Source organism: Paenibacillus dendritiformis (genome assembly GCF_021654795.1).
In the GTDB taxonomy this organism is placed as follows: domain Bacteria; phylum Bacillota; class Bacilli; order Paenibacillales; family Paenibacillaceae; genus Paenibacillus_B.
Map to the genome: position 1 here is coordinate 846,228 of NZ_AP025344.1, position 20,890 is coordinate 867,117.

The window sequence follows — 20,890 nt, forward strand, 5'->3', positions numbered from 1 at the left end:
TGCGGCCTAAGGCGGCATAAGGCGGCAGAGGGGACGGGCTCCCCTCTTTTTTATGGCCGCCTGTATCAATCCAACTGCCGTGAAGTCCGGGTCATCGGTACGCTTGACTCCCTCACGATAAGGCGCGGCTCGAATTGAACCCGCTCGTACACGCCCCGCTTCTGCTCGATTATCCGGTTCAGCAGCAGTTCCGCGGCCACTCGCGCCGCTTCGGCGCCCATAATCGAGACGGAGCTCAGCTTCGGCGTCGTAATCGTCCCCCAAAAGATATTGTCGATCCCGACGACGGCGACATCTTCAGGCACGCGGACGCCTAACTCCTTGAACCGGTTGAGCAGCCCGATCGCGATCATGTCGTTGCCCGCATACACGGCGTCGGGCATATGCGCCAGTCCGGCGAAGTAATCCGCGGCCCTCATCCCGGTCTGCAGCGAGAAATCGTCGCCGAAATAGACGAGCGAGATATCGACTTGATGCAAGGCGTCCTCATAAGCGAAAAACCGCTCCTCGATAATGTCCTTGGGCGCGCCCGCATACGCGATGCGCGTGCGGCCGATGCCGATGAGATGCTCCATCGCAAGCCGGCCCTCCTGAGCGGACATGCTCACGATATCGGCTTTGATGTCCGCGTCCAATTTTTTGCCGTAGTTAATAATCGCAATCGGGAGACCGGATTTATTGATCCAGTCTTTCAATGTTTTCGGATAGGCGAGCGGCAGCAGAATCAGGCCGTCGACATGCAGCTTTTTGGCCTCCTTCAAGATCTCAAGCTCTGCGCGCGCGTTGCCCAGCGTATTGATTTGAACGACGCGGTAATCGTAATGCTTGGCCGCCTGCTCGACCGCATAGGCGATTTCCGGGATGAACGCATTCCGGATATCCGGCACGGCGAGAGCGATTTGCTTCGTCTGGCGAACCTTCAAGCTCTGGGCAGAAGTGTTGGGAATGAATCCAAGCTCCTCGACGGCCGCCATCACCTTTGCTTTCGTCTTCGCGCTGATGCCTTCCGCATCGTTGATCGCTCGCGATACGGTCGCGATCCCGACACCCGCTTTTGCGGCTACGTCCTCTATCGTTACTTTGTTGCGGCCCATTCTTCCATCCTCCTGCCTTTTCCGGAAATCCTTCCATCTTTCATCATGTGAACAAATCAAGAACATCATACCATAGAATCCGGATTCTTCATTGTTTTTTCACAAAACAAGGAGCAGATTTGACATTAGCGTGACAATGTGACATATTTAATATCGGAAACGTTTCCGGAATGATTCTTGATTTTCCACATTAGCAACCTATTGAACCACTCATTATCTACACGTCCAGGGAGATGATCGCAGTGAAAGCTTTGAGATGGCATGGCGTGAAGGATTTGCGCCTGGAAAACATCGAGGAACCGAAGGCTCTCAAAGGCAAAGTGAAAATTAAAGTCGAATGGTGCGGCATTTGCGGCAGCGACTTGCATGAATATACAGCAGGACCAATCTTCATTCCGGAAGGCGCTCCTCATCCCATTACGGGAGAGAAAGCGCCTATCGTTATGGGCCATGAATTCTCGGGACAGGTCGTCGAAGTCGGGGAAGGCGTGACCAAGGTGAAGGCGGGGGACCGCGTCGTCGTCGAGCCAATCTACGCATGCGGCGAATGCGATGCCTGCAGACAAGGGAAATATAATCTGTGCAGCACGATGGGCTTCCTTGGCCTGGCCGGAGGAGGCGGAGGCTTCTCCGAGTACGTGGCGGCGGAAGAATATATGGTGCACAAGATTCCGGACAGCGTGTCCTATGAGCAAGGCGCGCTGGTGGAGCCGTCGGCGGTGGCCCTGCATGCCGTCCGCCAGAGCAAGCTGAAGGTCGGCGATCGGGCCGCCGTGTTCGGAACCGGGCCAATCGGCTTGCTTGTCATTGAGGCGTTGAAAGCATCCGGAGCGGCGGAAATCTATGCCGTGGAGCTGTCCGAGCAGCGCCGCAAAAAAGCCGAGGAATTGGGCGCCATCGGGCTCGATCCATCCAAGGTCGATGTCGTCAAAGAGCTTCACGCACGGACCAATGGCGGCGTAGACGTCGCTTATGAGGTGACCGGCGTTCCCGCTGTGTTGACGAATGCGATTCATTCCACTTGTCTCGGCGGCGAAGTGATGATCGTGAGCATCTTCGAGCGCGAGGCTCCAATCATGCCGAATGATATCGTCATGAAGGAGCGGACGATGAAGGGAATTATCGGTTACCGCGATGTATTCCCGGCCGTCATCAGCTTGATGGAAAAAGGCTATTTCCCTGCCGGCAAGCTCGTGACGAAGCGCATCAAGCTTGACGAAGTCGTGACTGAGGGCTTCGATACCCTCCTGGCCGAGAAGAACCAGGTCAAAATTTTGGTCAAAGCGGAATAGTAAAGATAGGCTGGATAGATAGGCCGGATCTCTGCGTGAGCGGGGATCTGGTTTTTTCTTTTTGCTAGGGATCAGCTTGATTTATACATCGGAACTATGTTTGGTCCTTTAGGTAGAAAGGGATAGCGGGAATAGCATACTCGCAATCGTTGGCGTGCCGTATTTTGTGCTAGTGGTCGTGACGGCCGATAACCTCGAGGTGAGAGCGTTTGAGGAAGAGGGCCGGCTGTTCGATGCGATGCGCATTAGAAAAGGAGACGACGGCAGACGGATCTTCCTTAAGCAGATAAGTAACGTGGCGGAAGATGGATCAGGCAGTGTAAATCCTGCGTTAATACAGGAATTTGCGCTATTTCAGCTGCGATCGGAAGCCAATCCTGCAAAAGTACATCATTTTCGGCGATTTTGGCCTTCCACCTGCTGGAAAGGCTGAAATTGATGCAGTTTTGCAGCAATCCCTGTAAGGAAGTAAACGCTGTAAGGAAAAACTGCATTTTTACAGCTTCTCGGCCCGTCGAGTTATGGGAAGAAGGGGGTGTCTCACTGCAGCAGCCCAAAACTGCTTATGAGACAGCCCCTTCATAAGGTTGGACGGCTTCGTTCGGAGGCAGACAGGCCTACTGCGGATTCGTCGTCCAGATGCCGGCGGTCTTGACGAAGACGCGCTGCGGCAGCTTCAGGGCGGCGAGCGCGAGCTCGGCGACATCCTCCGGCTGCATCATCCGGTCCTCGTCGCCGATTTTGAGCCCGGCATTCACGGCCAGTTCGGTATTGACGGTGCTTGGCGTGAGCGCCGTGACGCGAATGTTATGCTTGCGCACCTCTTGCATCAACGCCTCGGTCAAGCCCATGACCGCGAACTTCGACGCGTTGTAGGCCGAGCCGGTCGCGAAGCCGCGTTCGCCCGCCGTCGAAGAAATATTGATGATGCTGCCTTCGTTCTGGGCGATGAGGCCCGGCAGCACGGCGCGCGTCACATAATAGGTGCCCATCAGGTTCACCCGAATGATGCGCTCCCATTCCTCCACCGGCATGTCGGCCAGCGTGCCGAAGGAGGCGATGCCGGCGTTGTTGATGACGATATGAATCGCGCCGAGCTGCTCCTGGATGGAAGCTACCGCTTGCTCCGCTTCGGCTTGCACGCCGACATCTGCCGCCGCGATCGCAACCTTGACATCATATTGCCCGGCCAGCTCGGCCTTAAGCGCCTCCAGATCAGACTGCGTGCGGGCGATTAGCCCGAGATGCGCGCCTTCCTTGGCAAGCGCGACGGCTAATGCTTTGCCGATTCCTTTTCCTGCCCCGGTAATCAGGGCCGTCTTGTTCGCGAGATTGTTCAGTTCCATCGTACAACTCTCCTTTTTGGGTTCATCAAGCGCGTTAGCGCAGGGTACATGCCAAATAACTCCGATCCCGCAGATCCCCGCGGAGCGCCGCGTATGCAGGGTCCGCCGTCTTTGGACGAGCAGGTTCACAGAGCGTGCTCTCTTTATTATAGGTGAACCAGCGGACAAGATCATATCCATCGTTCATCCTAAAGCATCTTAGCAGCGGCACGGCATCACACGGCGCGTCAGGGGGCAATGGCCGGTTCCGGCCACTGAAGGCAAGGGTTCGTTTAAATGTTCGAGTTTGTATGGTAGTATATTGCTAACTGCACTACCGTGTATTTTTGCAGGCAAGAAGCCAGGATGATGAGACTAATACCACGAGAAGCGGGTTGTCATGATGGATCAGGATAAACGCCGGCTTAGTATCGAAGCCGCAAGAATGTACTACATGTCAGATTATAGTCAGGTCGAGATCGCTTCCATGCTCGGCGTCTCCCGTCCGACGGTATCGAGGCTACTGCAGTATGCCAAAGATCAGGGCTATGTTCGCATCAACATCGTCGATCCCCTCGAGGATCTGGATGAATTGGGAGAGCGCGTCAAGCAGAAGTATGAACTGGATACGGCGCTCGTATGCTATTCCCCCGTGAATGAATACCACGAAATTCAGAAAAATATTAGCCAAAAAGCGGCCGACTATTTAGTGGAGACGGTTCAGGATACGGACATTATCGGGGTAACCTGGGGGAGAACGATGCACGCCGTGGCGGTTCGGCTGCAGGAGAAGCAGGTGCGCGGCGTCGAAGTTGTTCAGTTAAAAGGCGGCATCAGCTATTCCCATGTCAATACGTATGCGGCGGAGACGGTCAATTTATTCGCGGCGGCGTTCCAGACGATTGCCAGATATTTGCCGCTGCCCGTTATATTCGACAGCGTTGCCCTGAAGCAGATGGTGGAGGAAGATCGGCATATCCACCGGATTATTCAATTGGGGAAGCAAGCGAATATCGCGGTCTTTACCGTGGGCACCGTGAATGATGACGCCCTGCTGTTCCAACTGGGATATTTGAACAAGGAAGAGAAGAAGCTGCTGCAGCGCACCGGTGTCGGCGACATCTGCTCGCGCTTCTTCGACAAGGACGGGAATATATGCAGCGAAGATATTAATAACCGGACCGTCGGAATCGATTTGCCGGATCTCCGGAAAAAGGAGAAATCGATTCTCATCGCCGGAGGCCGGCATAAGGTCGAAGCGATTCGGGCCGCGCTTGTCGGCAAGTACGCCAATATTATCGTGACGGATCAATTCACGGCGCAAGCGCTGCTGCAATAATGCATAATATGACAAGAGCTATCCCCCTTGGAATTAGTGGAGGACAAGTCCCTCCGCCTTTTCCAAGGGGCTTTTTTGTATGCTTAAGGCAAAAATATGACAAAATATAACTTGCCGGCATGCAAGTTCACGAATTTGCAATGAACATAATTTCTATGAAATGTTTACATCGGTTCAGGCGCATGTTATGATACCTGTGAAATCAATATGGTTAATCTATAAATAATATGATGACTAATTTGTTTAAGGGGTGTACAGCATGAGCATTGCGCAAATGATCGACCACACGCTGCTGCGGGCAGACGCAGTGAAGGACGAGATTACGAAGCTGACAGAAGAAGCGAAACGATACCAGTTTGCCTCGGTATGCGTCAATCCCGCATGGGTATCGTATTGCGCCGAGCAGCTTGCCGGCACCCCGGTCAAGGTGTGCACGGTCATCGGTTTCCCGCTTGGCGCTTCGACGACGGCCGTCAAAGCCTACGAGACGGCGGACGCGATTGCGAACGGGGCGACTGAGATCGATATGGTCATCAACGTCGGCCAACTGAAGGCAGGGAACGATGACGAGGTGGAGCGCGACATCGCGGCGGTCGTCGAAGCCGCTGCGGGGAAAGCGCTTGTCAAGGTCATTATCGAGACATGCCTGCTTACGGAAGAGGAGAAGGTTCGCGCTTGCGAGATGGCGGTGAAGGCCGGCGCGGACTTCGTGAAGACATCGACGGGCTTCTCTACAGGCGGAGCTACGCGGGAAGACGTGGCGCTCATGCGCCGTACGGTCGGAGAGCGAGCTGGCGTGAAAGCCTCCGGCGGAGTACGCAGCCTGGAAGATGTGAACACTATGATTGAAGCGGGAGCTACGCGAATCGGAGCGAGTTCCGGAGTAAGCATTATGAATGGCCTGGAGTCGTCATCTTCATACTGAATTGCTGTGGAAGAAAGCAAACGTTGGCGGAGAAGCGCCGATAAGGAGGAGCAGATCATGAAGGAGCAATTGATTCAAGAGGCACTGGAAGCGCGCAAGCAGGCTTATGCGCCGTATTCCCGGTTTCAGGTCGGGGCCGCCGTGCTCGCCGGCGGGAAAATCTTTCGCGGTTGCAACGTGGAGAATGCCTCCTATGGCTTAACGAACTGCGCAGAGCGAACCGCCGTGTTCAAGGCGGTGTCCGAGGGCGAGAAGAAGATCGAGGCCATCGCCGTCGTCGCGGATACCGAAGGTCCGGTCGCCCCATGCGGCGCGTGCCGTCAGGTGCTGGCTGAATTTTGCGACGGCGGCACGAGAATCTTTTTGTCGAATCTTCATGGCCATACCGAGGAGTGGACGATATCCCGTTTGCTTCCGGGCGCTTTTTCCGCAGAAGACATGGATCAGGACAGCTAATCGCTTTCCTGTCCTGGGCCTTTTGTAAGCGGTAACAGGAATCCGGGTTTGTTTTGCATGCTTGAGCTTGGGAGGAACTTGAGATGAAATATGTGATTGCTATCGTCGGATTGCTGGCCGTATTCGGACTGACTTACCTGGCGAGCAAGGACCGGGGCCGCATCCGCTATCGGCCGCTGGCGCAAATGATTGTGCTGCAGATTGTCCTCGCTTTCGTATTGTTGAACACGACGGTGGGCGAGACGCTGATTCGGGGATTTGCCTCCGTGTTCGAAGCGCTGCTGGCCTACGCGGCGGAAGGCGTTAACTTTGTGTTCGGCGGAATCGTGAACGAAGGGCAGGGCACGCAATTTTTCCTGATGGTTCTGCTGCCGATTGTGTTTATTTCCGCACTGATTGGCATTTTGCAATATACGAAAATCTTACCGTTCATTATCAAATATATCGGCCTGCTGCTCAGCAAGGTGAACGGCATGGGCAAGCTGGAATCGTATAATGCGGTTGCTTCCGCCATATTGGGGCAGTCGGAAGTGTTTATTTCGGTCAAGAAGCAAATCGGGATGCTGCCGGAGCGCCGTCTGTATACGCTGTGCGCTTCCGCCATGTCGACGGTCTCCATGTCCATCGTGGGGGCATACATGACGATGATCGAGCCGAAATATGTGGTCACGGCACTCGTGCTGAATCTGTTCGGGGGGTTCATTATCGCATCGATACTGAATCCGTACACCGTGTCGAAGGAAGAGGATATTCTCGAAGTTCAGGACGAGCATAAGCAATCCTTCTTCGAGATGCTGGGCGAATACATTATGGACGGATTCAGGGTAGCGATTACCGTCGCCGCGATGCTGATCGGGTTCGTCGCTCTGATTGCGTTGATTAACGGCCTGTTCGGGACATTGTTCGGGATTACCTTCCAGCAGATTTTGGGATATATTTTCGCGCCGATCGCGTTCCTTATGGGCGTGCCTTGGAAGGAAGCGGTCGATGCGGGCAGCATCATGGCGACGAAAATGGTGGCGAATGAATTCGTGGCGATGCTTGATTTGTCCGCCATGACGAAGGATGGAGCAATGTCTGCGCGGACCATTGGCATCGTATCCGTCTTCCTGGTCTCGTTCGCGAACTTTTCGTCCATCGGCATTATTTCCGGGGCCGTGAAGGGATTGCATGAGAAGCAGGGCAATACGGTCGCCCGCTTCGGCCTGCGCCTGCTGTACGGTGCCACGCTGGTCAGCGTGCTGTCGGCCACGATTGCCGGGCTGTTCCTGTAAGGATTGGCAGAAAAAAATAGAACCGCGTTCCCGTAGTTCCGATGCGGAACGGGCTCGCAGGCTAACGGAGGAGGAACGGGATGAGCGTTCACATTGGAGCGAAGCAAGGCGAGATTGCCGAGACGATACTGCTTCCGGGCGATCCGCTTAGAGCGAAGCATATTGCGGAGACGTATATGGAGGACATCGTATGCTATAACGAGGTGCGGGGCATGCTGGGCTTCACCGGCACCTACCGCGGGAAGCGGGTGTCGGTTCAAGGCACGGGCATGGGCATTCCGACGACGAGCATCTATGTCAATGAGCTGATTGCGGATTACGGCGTCAAACATTTAATCCGGGTCGGCACCTGCGGCGCGATGCAGGAGCATGTGCAAGTTCGCGACGTTATTCTTGCCCAGGCATCCTGCACCGATTCGAGCATGAACCGCCACGAATTCAGCGGGTACGATTATTCGCCGATTGCCAGCTTCCCCTTGCTGCAAGCGGCCTATGAACGAGGCATGGCCAAGGGATTGAAGCTGCATGTCGGCAATGTATTCAGCTCGGATATGTTCTACCGCAGCGACAAATCCGTCGTGAAGAAGCTGATGGATTACGGCGTGCTCGGAGTCGAAATGGAAACGACGGCGCTGTACACGCTTGCCGCGAAATACGGCGTCAAGGCGTTAACGATATTGACGGTAAGCGATCATTTGCTGACCGGGGAAGAGACGACCGCCGCCGAGCGCCAGACGACTTTCCATGACATGATGGAGGTCGCGCTGGAGACGGCAATCTCGATCTAGCGGTTCGGGTTCTTGGCATACAGCCCGCCTCAGACGGGGCAGCGCATCAATCAACGGGAGACAGGGAGGAGCATTAACGATGAGAATGGTGGATTTGATTGCGAAGAAGCGGGATGGCAAGGAGCTGACGACGGAGGAGATCAACTTCGTCATCGAAGGATATACGAAGGGAGACATTCCCGATTATCAGGTGAGCGCCTGGGCGATGGCCATTTATTTTCAGGATATGTCGGAGCGGGAACGGGCCGATCTGACGATGGCGATGGTGAACTCCGGGGACACGATCGATCTGTCGGCCATTGAAGGCATCAAGGTGGATAAGCATTCGACCGGTGGAGTCGGGGATACGACGACGCTCGTGCTGGCGCCGCTCGTCGCGGCATTGGGGATTCCGGTGGCGAAGATGTCGGGGCGCGGGCTCGGCCATACGGGCGGCACGATCGACAAGCTGGAATCGATCGAAGGGTTCCATGTCGAGATCGGCACGGACGAGTTCGTGAACCTTGTCAATACGCATAAGATTGCCGTCATCGGACAGACGGGCAATCTGACGCCGGCGGACAAGAAGCTGTATGCGCTCCGCGATGTCACCGGCACGGTGAACTCGATTCCGCTCATCGCGAGCTCGATTATGAGCAAGAAGATCGCGGCAGGCTCCGATGCGATCGTCCTTGACGTGAAGACAGGGGCGGGCGCCTTCATGAAGACGGCCGAGGATGCGAAGAAGCTGGCACACGCGATGGTCAGCATCGGCAACAACGTCGGCCGCAAGACGATGGCCGTCATTTCGGATATGAGCCAGCCGCTTGGGCGCGCGATCGGCAACTCCCTGGAAGTGCAGGAAGCGATCGATACGCTGCGCGGACGCGGGCCGGCCGATCTGGAGGAGCTGTGCCTGGCGCTTGGCCGGCAGATGGTCTATCTTGCGGGCAAGGCCGCATCGTTGGAAGAAGCGGAGGAGCAATTGAAGGAAGTTATCCGCAACGGCAAGGCCTTGGAGAAGTTCAAGGAATTCCTCGCGAATCAGGGCGGCAATCCAGCCGTGGCGGACGATCCGAGTCTGCTTCCGCAAGCGTCCTTCCTGATCGAGGTCCCGGCACGTCAGGACGGCGTCGTCGCCGAGATCGTCGCGGACGAGATTGGAACGGCGGCCATGCTGCTCGGCGCGGGACGCGCGACGAAGGATTCCGAGATCGATCTGGCGGTCGGCCTGATGCTGAACAAGAAGATCGGCGACCGGGTGCAGGCAGGCGAGTCCCTGGTCACGATACATGCCAACCGCGAGAACGTTGACGATGTGATTGAGAAGATTTACGCGAACATCCGCATTGGCGACCATGCCGAAGCGCCGGTGCTCGTGCATGATATTGTAACCGAATAAGCCAATCCATCGTGCAGCCCTCGTCTTGCTCTAAGACGGGGGCTGTCGGGCGTATAGGCGCTTGAAAAAAACTTGCGCGGCGGCGGGATTATCGGTCATACTACAGAAATGAAGATCGCGCGACAGGAGGCAGACCGAAGTTGACTATCAAAGTGCTGATCGCAGACGATAATTCGTTCATACGGGAAGGCATGAAAATCATATTATCCAGCTTTGAGGAATTTGAAGTGGCCGGCACGGTCGAGGACGGGGCGGAGGCGGTCGCCTTTTGCAAGAGGCACGACGTGGACGTCGCGCTGCTGGATGTGCGGATGCCGAATATGAACGGGGTCGAGGCGGCCCGCCTGTTGACGGAGCAGACCAAGGTCAAGCCGCTCATTCTGACGACGTTCGACGACGATGAGTTCGTCCTGGAGGCCATCCGGGCGGGAGCGCGCGGATATCTGCTCAAGAACAATGATCCCGAACGGATTCGCGACGCCATCAAAAGTGTCTGCAACGACCATCACGTCTTGCAGGATGTCGTGCTGGACAAGATCAAAGCCAACCTTGCCGCAGATCATTCTTCTTCCCCGGACGCGGCCATTCCCGATTCGGGAGGGACAACATCGCCGCCAGCGGCCGATTCGAACGGATGCAAAATCGACCGCAGCCCGTTCACCGAACGGGAGCTGGGCGTGATGGACCATATCGCCCGCGGCTTATCCAACAAAGAAATCGCCAAGAAGCTGTTCATCTCCGAAGGAACCGTCGCCAACTACATCACCTCGATCTTGAATAAAACGGGACTCGAGCATCGCACGCAGATTGCGATCTATTATTTGACGGGTGAAGCGAGAACATCGGATGAATAGAGTTAGGAGATCTATCGCCTATGGAATTATGGACGATCGGCAATAAAGCGGTGGTGCTGGGCTATCTGGTGATGGCCTCGTTTCTGATGAATTTCGCTTCCGCGGCAAGCTCGTGGCATATTCTCTCCTATTTGCTGTATCTCGCCGTAAATATCACAGTGCCCATTTTCAAAAACATCCGGCTCAAACAGACCCTGATCGCCTGCTCCGCCGCATTCGTCATCGTGTGCGCGATCCGGCTGGACCCGTTGTTCCTGCTGCTGCTTCCGATCAATGTGTACGAATTCGTCTCTTCCTGCTCGGATCGGAGGCTGCTCGCCTTCGTATGCATGCTGCCGCCGCTGCTCTTCATTCCTTCCGATCTGATTCCGCTATACTTGCTGAGCGCCCTGCTCAGCTACTTGCTGTACGCCTGCGGCAGCGGGCTCAGCGGCAGGCTGGCCAGGCTGGAGAACGAGCGGGAGAAGATGCGGGGAGAGCTGCAGCGGCTGGCCCGCACCTTGAGCGAGAACAATGAATATATTCGCCAGTCTGAATATACGATCAAGCTGGAGGAGCGGAACCGTCTCTCCCAGCAGATTCATGACGACGTCGGCCATGCCATGGCGGGGGCGCTCATCCAGATGGAGGCGGCGCGGCGGCTGCTGGCCGCCGACCGGGACAAGGCGTCCGAACTGCTGGGCAATGCCGTCGCGATCTCCAAGGACGGACTGGAGCGCATCCGCTTGACGCTCAAGGACATGAAGCCGCGGCCGGAGGAGATGGGGATCAACCGGCTCCGCTTATTCGTCGACGAGCTGGCGGCCCGGGAAGGCGTGGCCGCGACACTGGCCTACGACGGGGATATCGACGCTATCACGCCGCTGCAATGGAAGATCATTCAGCAGAATGCGACCGAGGCGGTCACGAATACGCTCAAGTATGCGCAGGCCACCGCCATCCATGTTGAGGTTCGGGTGTTGAACAAATTGATCAAGGCGGTCGTCTCGGACAACGGCGTCGGGGCGGAGAAGGTCGTAAAAGGACTTGGGATGGTAGGCATGGAGGAACGGGCCGCTTCCGCGGGAGGCACAGTTATCGTCGATGGGACGAATGGCTTTACCGTGACGACCCTTCTGCCTTGCGGAGGCCGATGAGGCCCGTGAACATTCTCATGCCGAACAAATGAAGATTCTCATGGAGAAAGGATGAACTTATGCACTGACATAAGCGCATCCTTTTTTATTACAATACGGACAGAACCATGGAGGGAGCGATCCGGATGAGCAACGTATTGGAAATTCGCCATTTAACCAAAAAATTCGGTGATTTCATCGCCGTCGACAATATATCGCTGAACGTGCGCGAAGGGGAAATCTTTGGCTTTCTGGGCGCCAACGGCGCGGGCAAGAGCACGACGATCAATATGATCGCGTCCCTGCTGCGGAGCACCAAGGGGGAGATCAGCCTGCTCGGCAAAAACATCGCGAAGCATAACCGTTTCGCCAAAATGAACATCGGCATCGTGCCCCAGGACCTCGCGATTTACGAGGATATGACGGCCTATGAGAATGTTCATTTTTTTGCCGGCCTGTATGGCCTGAGAGGGGAATTGCTGAAGAAGCGCACCGAAGAAGCGCTGGACTTCGTAGGCTTGGGAGACAAGTCTGCCAGCTTCCCCAAAAACTTCTCGGGCGGCATGAAGCGCCGATTGAACATTGCCTGCGCCATCGCTCATCGGCCGAAGCTGATCATTATGGATGAACCGACGGTCGGGATCGACCCGCATTCCCGCAATTATATATTGGGCTCGGTGCGCAAGCTGAACGAGATGGGCTGCACCATCATCTACACAAGCCATTACATGGAAGAAGTCGAAGAAATCTGCACCCGCATCGCCATCGTCGATCACGGCAAAATTATCGCGGAAGGCACGAAGGAGCAATTGACCGCGACGATTACCGAATCGAAGGAGATCTGGATCGGCATCAAGTCATCGGACCCCGCGCTTGAAGTGGATGCGATCCGGCAGATCCAGGGCGTCACCTCGGTTCGGCTTGAGGAGCAGATGCTCAAAATTATATCCAAAGCGGAAATCAACAATCTGAACCGGATTATCCAGCAGCTGATCAAGGATCAGGTGGAAATCCGATCGGTCGAAGAGCAAGCGCCGAATCTGGAGACGGTGTTCCTGACCTTAACCGGCCGGAATTTGCGGGACTAAGGGGGAACGGCGCCATGAATATTTGGAATATCGCGCTCAAAGAAATCAAATCCAATCTCCGCAATACCCGAACCTTTGTGTTTATGCTCGCTCTGCCGATCGCATTGATGCTGATTCTTGGGGCCGCGCTCACGAACGCGTTCACGGACGGCGTAGAGATTGACGGTCTGCGGCTGCTCGTCCGCAATGAATGGACCGATTCGCAAGGAACGGCAGCCTGGAGCCAGTTCGTGCAGGCGATTGAGCAGGAAGGCGTTGAAGTGGTGCAGGCCGCCGCCGGCATGAACGGACAGGAGGAGGTCCGCACGAACCGTTTTACCGCTTATGCGGAGCTTGACGGCGACGGGATCAAGTTCTATGGAAGCAGTAAGAATACGATTGAGAGCAACCTTATTCAGGGGATGCTGAGCACGTTCGCCGACCGCTACTCGCTGATGGCCGCGGCTTTCCATTCGGATCCGGCGGCAGCCCGGTCCATCGTCAGCGGGGTCGGGGAGAGCGGCGATTTCATCCGCGAGACTGCGCTGAATCCGGATAAGCGTCCGGACTCCTTCGGGTACTACGCGATTGCGATGACGACGATGATCGCGCTCTACTCGGTCTTCTCATCCGGTTATCTGTTCCGCGGGGAGCGCATCCGCCATACGTCGATTCGCTTAATAGCGGCTCCTATCGGCAAAGGAGAGATATTCATCGGAAAAGTCATCGGGAGCACGTTCATCAATCTGCTGTGCGTCCTGCTGGTCGTCTTGTTCAGCAAATTCGCCTTTCAAGCCGATTGGGGGACGCATTACGGCATGATCTTTCTCTTGCTGTTGACCGAGGTGCTGCTCGCAGTCAGCTTGGGACTCGCGGTCAGCTTCCTGTTTCAGGGCGAGGGCTTTCAAGGCATCGCCATGATGTTTACGCAGGTGGCTTCGTTTCTCGGCGGGGCGTATTTTCCGATTGGCGAGACGGAGGGCTTTATGACCTGGCTCACCAATCTGTCGCCCCTGCGTTGGGCCAATACGGCCTTGACGGAGATCATCTATGCCGGCAATGCGGCCGCAGGGTGGCCGGCTATCGGTTTGAATACCGGCATTGCGGCTATTTTTCTCTTGATCGCGGTCATCTCTATGCGAAGACGGGAGGCGTTATAATATGAGCGAAGTGATATGGCTTATCCGCAAAACAATGACCGAGACATTCCGCAACAAAAAGAACTGGCTCGTCTACTTCGGCCTGCCCGTCGTGGGCGTGCTGGTGACGATGATGCTGTACGCGAACAATAGCAGCGGGACGCTCCGCGTCGGCCTGACGAATCTGGACGGCAATCAGGCGATTACGCAGGATGCCATCCGCTTCCTGGAAGGCTTGAGTCAGATTAAGGTCACGGCTATGGATGAAGCGGCGATGAAGCGCGATATCGCGGCAGGCAGGCTGGACAGCGGCATCGTGTTCGGCGAAGGGTTCGCCGCAAGCGTGCGGGCCGGCCAGCCGGAACATCTGGACATCATCTCCGTAAAAGGGACGCAGGTCACCGCTTACGTCAAAGCGATGCTTCACAGCCATGTCGGCAACGCGGCCGCGATCGGCCGCAGTGCGGGAGGCGATGACGCCCGGTTCGACACCATCTATGCCGCATACAGCCAGCAGCCGTTCAAGGTGACGTCCGAGACGCTGGAGGATACGTCGAACCTGAAGTCCATGACGTATCAATCGATTGGCTTCCTCGTCGCGTTCATGATGTACTCCGCGGTCAGCATGTCGGAGATGATTCTGAAGGAGAAAGAGAACCGCACATTCCTGCGGCTGCTGTCCGCACCCGTCTCTGCACGGACGTACGTGCTCTCGAACGTGGCCGTCAATGTCGTCATTATGCTGCTGCAGATTACGGTCACGCTGATCGTGATGAAGAATATTCTCCATATTGACTCGGGCATCCCGTACGGCACGATGATCGCGGCACTGTTCCTGTTCGCCTTGACGGCCATCAGTCTCTCGCTCCTGATCGTCGCGTTCTCGAAGACCAGCGCGGGCGCTGGCGCCCTGCAAAATCTGATCATTACGCCGTCATGCCTGCTCGCCGGCTGCTTCTTCCCGATGGACATCATGCCGGACACGATGCGCAAAATCTCGCACTTCATGCCGCAGCATTGGCTGTTGGATATGATCAATCAACTGCAGCAAGGCGTTGCGTTCGGCAGCTTGGCTCTCAATATGGCGATTCTGATTGCTTTCGCCGCGGTCTTTGCGCTCATCGCAATCTTTCGCTTCGGCCGCAACAACGACATCCGGCAGTTCGTGTAAGCCGGAAGCGGGGCGGCAGCGAGAACCGTCGCCGTGCATAGATAACATCGCAAGTGGGGAGATAAGCCCCTCTTTTTCTTCCGGGAATGTCCGCGAATTTCTCCGTGTGGAGATTGCATGGTGTGGACGTTGACATAGGCATTGCCTCCTTTGAGATTTCGGAGTCAACCATGATAGAATAGTCGACAGGCATGCTTTTCGCATCGTAAAGGGGGATACAGCCATGAACAACTCCGAGAAGACCATTATTGAGAAATTAAACCTCCGCAAATATCCGGCGAAGCTGATTTTGGGCAAGCCGGACGATATCGCCGACTTCGACGGACTGGAGTACGACACGTCGGCGGTCAAAGAGAAGTACAGTCTCATTTTTACGTTTATCTTCCACTTGGAGGAGTTCGTAAACCAGTTGAATCAGGTGATTGAACGGCAGCTGCTCGAAGAGGGCGGATATCTGTTCTTCGCCTATCCGAAAAAAAATAATCCGAAGTACGCCGAATATATTGAGCGGGACAGCTTCTTCGCCGAAGTTCCAATGGATGAGGATGGATATGTAGGAGGCAGCCCGATTAAGTTCGCCCGCATGGTGAGCCTGAACGACGTGTTTACCGTCATCGGATTGAAATCCCAGGCGAAGAAGGCGGCGAGCTCAACGAAACCGAGCCAATGCGTGGATGATTATGTCGACCGGGTGAAAGATATCAAGGCCTATTTACAGCACGACGAGGAAATCGGGGAAAGGTACAATCAATTGACTCCCGGCTACCAGAAAGATTGGGCCCGGTATGTATACAGCGCGAAGAAGAAGGAAACGCAGGACAAAAGGCTGGCCGAAATGAAAACCGTGCTGGCCGAGGGCTATAAGACGATGGATCTGTACAGAAGAAACAAAAAATAAGAGCGCGGAGGCGGCAAACCAGCCGCCTTCGGTTCATTTTGCAGGGATGACAGCTCCAGCCTGAGGATGGACGCCATCCGCGACTGCAGAGACGGATAGGAAATGATATTTTTCTCCACCTTCGCAGGGGGAGCATGACTCCCGCTGGCGTTTTCTCCCTGTCCGGACTGGATGCCGTCAAATCTATGTCGGCGGGGACGGCGGACCCGTAGAATGTAATCGAAATCCAGGCTGCTTGTCATCGACCATGGCGAACAGCCGCTCTCCATCCGGCCGTTGGCGAGACAGTCCGGGCGGGATGAGGGCTGCCGGCAACCTGCTTAACGCTTATGTGCTCTCCACCTGTTCGTCCGTTTCAGGCTTGCACATCCTATTTTCCTTCAACCGTTCAATTTGGCTAGCCTCAAGCCCTGTAATGCGAGAGATAAGGGCGGTATCCAGTCCTTCTTTCAACATATTTAATGCTGTGTTGTTAATCCCTTCTTCAATCCCGGCTGTACGCGCATCTTTCAGCAGGCTGGCGCGATCATGCAGCGCCTTTTCCCGCAGGGCATAACGCCGTCTTGTCTCCTCGTCGCTCGCCAAATACGAGAGACGGGCCTCGGCTTCCTTAAACAGATCATCCACCATCATCAACTCCTCCAATTGTTCGGTTGTTGTCTGTTGATCCAAAAACCGCAGCCAGCGATGCAAGGGATCGCGAATATCAAAGGGCAGGCGCCGGAATTTCGGGCATTCGATAAAATGGAGTTCCAATATGTCGGTCAGCATGTAGCTGCGCTCTTCATCCTCATATAAATGAAAGGTGCTATGATACTTCTTCAGGGGAAGATAGTGATGGTCGAGAATATTTACGCCTATGGAACGCTGCAAACGGTCATAAGGATCCCCGTGATGAAGCGATTCGGTCAGCAGCTTGCCGACATAGAATAAACTTCGATAGTCCATTCGGACAAAGCGGCGCACTTGCATTTCGACATTTACTTTTTCACGGCCATCGACTTCACATAAAATATCCAGCACCGCTTCCTTATCTTCCACTAACTCACGGGCGAGCTTTGTATCTTCTAGAATAGACACATCGGTGATCATCTGTGCGCCCTCGCGCCGGAGGATGGCATTTAGCAAGCCAATTAGCAAGCGTTTGCCTTCCTTTTCGCCAAACAGGCGCTTAAACAGAAAATCGTTTTTCGGGTTAAGTCTGTGTAACTGCTGCACATCTGCCGTTTTCACCTTGTCTCCTCCTCATTGTATCATATTTGACTGCCATCCCATTAGGGATATATGTAAAAAGCACGCCCCCTCCGCTTCTCCTGATGATCAAGGAGACTCGGAAAGCGCGTGCTTCGCGGCTTGGCTATTGTGTTCCTCATATTCCATACGTTGGCAGCTAAAATTGGTTTGCTTCCATAATATCACATATTAGGCATTGGGGCGATGTAATGGGATTCAAGATTCCTTCACCATCGATTTATCACTTCTAAACAAACATCGCTAAACAGATATCAAGCGGAGGATAAATTTTGTACAGCAATTTGCCGCCTATTGCAACCATTTCGCAAAAAGACCGCTTTCCATCGGAAAAAAGCCGGCTGTTATTCTGGTACGGCAGGTCTATTGTGCTGCGGATGGCGGGTGTCATATACTTTTTCAGTATATACGGTCGGCAACAGAGCGGAAGGAGGAAGGCCGGCAATGGAACGTTTCCGGGATGAACCGGGATACAAATATGCCTTCGGCGCCGTGCTCTATCGCGGTGAGCAAGTGGCGGTGAAATGTCCGCAATGCGGCGGGCTCGCTTTCATCTGCCAGGGAGAGCAGCGGAGAGAGGCAAAGTGTACGGCATGCTTCTACCATGAGAAGGAGCCTCAAGCATACCGGTATGGGCGCTGAACCGGGACCACCTCCGCTATCTAATCGACTACCTATCGGCCGACCTGCGGGAGAAGCCGGGCGCCGGCATGAAGAGGACGGCTTCCCATACGCTGCCTGCCTATATGAAAGAGGCCAAAAACAGAGCGGCCATGGTCAAGACGCTGCGCGGACTGCTGCATAAGGAGGTTTGAAAGACTTAAAAGAGAGCAATGGAGGAATCGAGATGAAACTAGGCGCCAAACTGGGGATTGTGCTGGGCATCATCGCGGTGCTGCTTATTCCCGCTTATTTCATCGGACGCACCTTCGGCCTGTTCCAGGGGGAGGTTGTGTTGACGCGGTACGCGCTTGCGATCGAGGCCGATGGGCGGAAATACGATGTCTGGCCGCTCATCGCCAGCTTCGCCGCCATGGATAAGCGGGGGGATGATCGGCAGCTCTATTATCGGGCGGAGAGAAGCGACATCAACTATTTGTTCCAGCTAGCCTATAAAGAGTTCGAGCCGGAGCCCTCCGATGACAACCCGTATCTTGCCGGAAAGATTCACTACGGAGGGGAGCGGGACAAGTATGTAACTGAGGTTCGCCAGTACGAGAATGCGCGGGATTCGAAGCAGGTCTACACTTCCATGACGGCAAGGGCCGTCTTATCTATACCTACGATCCGGAAGCCCCCGTCGATCGCGAGTATATGAAGGAGATAATTGCCGCAGGCATGACCCGGCACACTGGAGGCAGCCAAAGCGAGGTCATTGATCCGTATATCAATATTACGAAGCTGTTCAAGGATAAGCTGGGCATCCGCGTGAAGCTGGATGTGGATGCGGAAGCCAAGCTGGTCACCATATCCATGGAACAAGGAAAGGATGTGCACCCATGACGGTTCAGCATCAATACAGACCGGGACCGGCCTATCTCGAAGGAATTACCGTGCCAGTGAATCCGGAAGCTTGGAGAGAGGAGAAATGGACGGGCAAGCTCCAGACTCCGGAGGGCCATACCCAATTTTATTTATTTTACTATGGGGAATTGATGGACGAGTTGATTACGGCAACCGAGTTCGCGCCTCAGCTGATCGTCGCCGAGGATGTCGTTACCGGTCAACGGTACGTTCTGTTCGACGGCTGCAAGCACGGATATGACGCGATGCTGTGCGACACGTATTCCGCCGGGCAGCGGAACGGCCGGACGCAGCTCCTTCCCTATATCGATCCCGATGGGGAGGATACGTTCGAGATTCGCATCACCGTTTTTTATAATGTCGATTGGGACGAGGAATTTGCGGAAGATGTGGATAAGGAGGGGCGGTTGGAGCTGATTAGCGGGGAACGCTGCAGCTTCGAGGAAGCGAAGCGCAACGGATTCGATGCGCTGGGCATCACCGTCGTGAATACCTCGGGACAGGAGACGGAGGTCGCTCAGGAAGAGCTGGCCTGACGGGGGCGCCGCGAACGCCGGCGCGGCAGGAGACGTCCGCCTGACGCCTGCGCCCGTGAGCGGCGGCAACAGGCGTGCGCCGTTTGATGCTTCCGGCATGACAGGCAACGCCCCATCGAGCACAGGCAACTTGCGTTCGATGGGGCTTTTTCGATTATAACGAGAATTTGGCTTCCCCGTTGAATATCCATTCCTCCGGGGCGGACGCGCGCTCGAATAAGCGCTCCGTACCCTGCTCCTCGGCATAGTGCCGCTCTTCCTCCGTAATCGGAATCATCCAGAGCAGATTGACCGGATCGCCGCCGATCTGCGGAAGGGCTACAGCCGGCGCATGCGGCGGCTGCGCAAGCGCAACCGCAGTGAAGCGTTCGTGACTGAGGCCGATCTCGCCGCATGGAATTGTGTGTCCATTGGCGACGAACGTAAGATAGGTCCAGGGCAGATTGGCCTGCCCGCTAATGTACTGCAGCATCGGCTTCCCATGCTCGGCCAGCCAGCGCGAGTCGCAGGCGAAGGCGAACTCGAACCTCCGCAGCAGCTCTGGTGTCTCCGTATATTGCTCCACCTTCGGCTGCGGCAGAATCGATGTCCCCAATGTCATGACATAGGTGACGTTCCCCCGCTCGACGGTAACCATAGCTCGCGGGGGCCAGCTGCCGCCGTCGATGGCATAGTATTTCGTGACGGGACCGAGTCCGGATTCGATAGCCTCCAGATACTGCTGCTGCAAGCCTGTCCATGTCTGCTCGTCCCAGCTCTGCCAGAACTGCTTGGCGAGCTCGATGCGCCGGAACAACGCGTTCGAATCCGGCGTCCCCAGCGGGAAGCACAGGTTCGACTCCCCGATGCAGTCCCTCGCATAGCCGGGATAACTGTGTTCGTCTGCGGACGAACCGGTCCATCCCGGGATGACGCTCACAATCTCGTCCCGATAGAGCAGGGCGGCGGCATCGCCTTCCTCGAACCAGACGACAGCGAGCTGTTCGGGATCAAGCCGGTTGGCTCCATCGGGATGGGCGCAGCAGTCTCTCGGCAGCATCGGAGCCCGGCCATGGCCCATCGCTTCCACGTCGAGGGACTCCGGCGCCGGCCCGTAGTTCCTGACCCAGCAGGCGCGAACGCTCGCATATTCCTCGCCCGGGTAGTTCCATAAATAAAAATAAACGCAGTCCTCATATTCCTCCACAAACGCTTGAATGGGGCAGACGGGCGAGAACTCTTCCAAAATGATATTTTTCATGTCTTCACCTCGCAACGGGTATGCAATCCATTTGTTGCCATCAAGTGGATATGGAGATAGGATAGCATCCGGCCCTTGAAGATACAATCATGTCCGCCATGAATTGAAAATGGCTTTTGGCCGACTCCTTTTCTTTCGAACTCATTCGATTTTCATGGCCACGATCCTTCCATAAATTGATTGACTGGGGTGGATGCTTATGGTAATTTAGTTATCGATAA

21 protein-coding genes are annotated in these 20,890 nt (G+C 55.4%); 17 read left to right on the forward strand and 4 right to left on the reverse strand.

From position 1 onward, the window contains the following. Window positions 1-65: 65 nt before the first annotated feature. Window positions 66-1,094, reverse strand: a complete 1,029-nt coding sequence (locus L6439_RS03670; RefSeq protein ID WP_168179586.1) for a LacI family DNA-binding transcriptional regulator — start codon at window positions 1,092-1,094, stop codon at window positions 66-68. 242 nt (window positions 1,095-1,336) lie between these two features. Here L6439_RS03670 and L6439_RS03675 point away from each other — a divergent pair, with 242 nt between their 5' ends. Further along, window positions 1,337-2,386: a 2,3-butanediol dehydrogenase gene (locus tag L6439_RS03675; protein ID WP_168179585.1), complete on the forward strand. Its 1,050-nt coding sequence runs from the start codon at window positions 1,337-1,339 to the stop codon at window positions 2,384-2,386. A gap of 617 nt (window positions 2,387-3,003) precedes the next feature. Here the strand turns inward: L6439_RS03675 and L6439_RS03680 are convergent. Continuing rightward, window positions 3,004-3,732: a 3-ketoacyl-ACP reductase gene (locus L6439_RS03680; protein ID WP_168179584.1), complete on the reverse strand. Its 729-nt coding sequence runs from the start codon at window positions 3,730-3,732 to the stop codon at window positions 3,004-3,006. A 382-nt stretch (window positions 3,733-4,114) separates the two neighbouring features. On the opposite strand from L6439_RS03680, the gene L6439_RS03685 reads away from it, so the two are divergent. From L6439_RS03685 to L6439_RS03740, 12 genes are all read left to right on the forward strand, one after another. Continuing rightward, on the forward strand, window positions 4,115-5,050 hold the full coding sequence (locus tag L6439_RS03685; protein WP_168179615.1) for a DNA-binding transcriptional repressor DeoR: 936 nt from the start codon (window positions 4,115-4,117) through the stop codon (window positions 5,048-5,050). Window positions 5,051-5,309: 259 nt separating this feature from the next. Next, window positions 5,310-5,975: a deoxyribose-phosphate aldolase gene (gene deoC, locus L6439_RS03690; protein WP_168179583.1), complete on the forward strand. Its 666-nt coding sequence runs from the start codon at window positions 5,310-5,312 to the stop codon at window positions 5,973-5,975. Window positions 5,976-6,032: 57 nt separating this feature from the next. Next, window positions 6,033-6,431 carry a cytidine deaminase gene (locus tag L6439_RS03695; protein WP_168179582.1) on the forward strand — a complete coding sequence of 133 codons (399 nt, stop codon included), beginning with the start codon at window positions 6,033-6,035 and terminating at the stop codon, window positions 6,429-6,431. A gap of 83 nt (window positions 6,432-6,514) precedes the next feature. After that, window positions 6,515-7,705 carry a NupC/NupG family nucleoside CNT transporter gene (locus L6439_RS03700; protein ID WP_168179581.1) on the forward strand — a complete coding sequence of 397 codons (1,191 nt, stop codon included), beginning with the start codon at window positions 6,515-6,517 and terminating at the stop codon, window positions 7,703-7,705. A gap of 80 nt (window positions 7,706-7,785) precedes the next feature. Next, window positions 7,786-8,493: a purine-nucleoside phosphorylase gene (gene deoD, locus L6439_RS03705; RefSeq protein ID WP_168179580.1), complete on the forward strand. Its 708-nt coding sequence runs from the start codon at window positions 7,786-7,788 to the stop codon at window positions 8,491-8,493. A 79-nt stretch (window positions 8,494-8,572) separates the two neighbouring features. Next, a complete protein-coding gene (locus L6439_RS03710) occupies window positions 8,573-9,874 on the forward strand; it encodes a pyrimidine-nucleoside phosphorylase (protein ID WP_213470461.1) in 1,302 nt (433 codons plus the stop codon). Window positions 9,875-10,014: 140 nt separating this feature from the next. Then, window positions 10,015-10,728, forward strand: a complete 714-nt coding sequence (locus tag L6439_RS03715) for a response regulator transcription factor (RefSeq protein ID WP_213470462.1) — start codon at window positions 10,015-10,017, stop codon at window positions 10,726-10,728. 20 nt (window positions 10,729-10,748) lie between these two features. Beyond that, the gene (locus L6439_RS03720; RefSeq protein WP_168179577.1) at window positions 10,749-11,864 is read left to right on the forward strand and encodes a sensor histidine kinase; all 1,116 of its coding nucleotides are present in this window, start codon (window positions 10,749-10,751) and stop codon (window positions 11,862-11,864) included. 125 nt (window positions 11,865-11,989) lie between these two features. Further along, entirely contained in the window at window positions 11,990-12,931 is a 942-nt protein-coding gene (locus tag L6439_RS03725; RefSeq protein WP_168179576.1) for an ABC transporter ATP-binding protein, read from the forward strand. Between the two features lie 14 nt (window positions 12,932-12,945). Next, window positions 12,946-14,070 carry an ABC transporter permease gene (locus L6439_RS03730; protein ID WP_213470463.1) on the forward strand — a complete coding sequence of 375 codons (1,125 nt, stop codon included), beginning with the start codon at window positions 12,946-12,948 and terminating at the stop codon, window positions 14,068-14,070. Between the two features lies 1 nt (window position 14,071). Continuing rightward, the gene (locus L6439_RS03735) at window positions 14,072-15,220 is read left to right on the forward strand and encodes an ABC transporter permease (RefSeq protein WP_168179574.1); all 1,149 of its coding nucleotides are present in this window, start codon (window positions 14,072-14,074) and stop codon (window positions 15,218-15,220) included. Window positions 15,221-15,443: 223 nt separating this feature from the next. Then, window positions 15,444-16,118, forward strand: a complete 675-nt coding sequence (locus L6439_RS03740) for a YdeI/OmpD-associated family protein (RefSeq protein ID WP_213470464.1) — start codon at window positions 15,444-15,446, stop codon at window positions 16,116-16,118. A 327-nt stretch (window positions 16,119-16,445) separates the two neighbouring features. Here the strand turns inward: L6439_RS03740 and L6439_RS03745 are convergent, their stop codons facing one another. Then, window positions 16,446-17,351, reverse strand: a complete 906-nt coding sequence (locus L6439_RS03745; protein ID WP_213470466.1) for an Rpn family recombination-promoting nuclease/putative transposase — start codon at window positions 17,349-17,351, stop codon at window positions 16,446-16,448. Window positions 17,352-17,813: 462 nt separating this feature from the next. On the opposite strand from L6439_RS03745, the gene L6439_RS29615 reads away from it, so the two are divergent. The 4 genes from L6439_RS29615 (at window position 17,814) to L6439_RS03760 (ending at window position 19,429) form a co-directional block, all read left to right on the forward strand. Next, window positions 17,814-18,011, forward strand: coding sequence for a hypothetical protein (locus tag L6439_RS29615; RefSeq protein ID WP_420540574.1), 198 nt, complete (start codon window positions 17,814-17,816; stop codon window positions 18,009-18,011). 169 nt (window positions 18,012-18,180) lie between these two features. After that, window positions 18,181-18,687, forward strand: coding sequence for a hypothetical protein (locus tag L6439_RS03755; RefSeq protein WP_331253378.1), 507 nt, complete (start codon window positions 18,181-18,183; stop codon window positions 18,685-18,687). A 20-nt stretch (window positions 18,688-18,707) separates the two neighbouring features. Then, window positions 18,708-18,872: a hypothetical protein gene (locus L6439_RS29445; protein ID WP_306434366.1), complete on the forward strand. Its 165-nt coding sequence runs from the start codon at window positions 18,708-18,710 to the stop codon at window positions 18,870-18,872. Beyond that, a complete protein-coding gene (locus L6439_RS03760) occupies window positions 18,869-19,429 on the forward strand; it encodes a hypothetical protein (RefSeq protein ID WP_213470468.1) in 561 nt (186 codons plus the stop codon). The genes L6439_RS29445 and L6439_RS03760 overlap by 4 nt, the downstream gene beginning before the upstream one ends. Window positions 19,430-19,583: 154 nt before the next feature. Here the strand turns inward: L6439_RS03760 and L6439_RS03765 are convergent, their stop codons facing one another. Next, complete coding sequence (locus L6439_RS03765; protein WP_213470470.1) at window positions 19,584-20,669, reverse strand: suppressor of fused domain protein; 1,086 nt, start codon at window positions 20,667-20,669, stop codon at window positions 19,584-19,586. Between the last annotated feature and the right edge of the window lie 221 nt (window positions 20,670-20,890).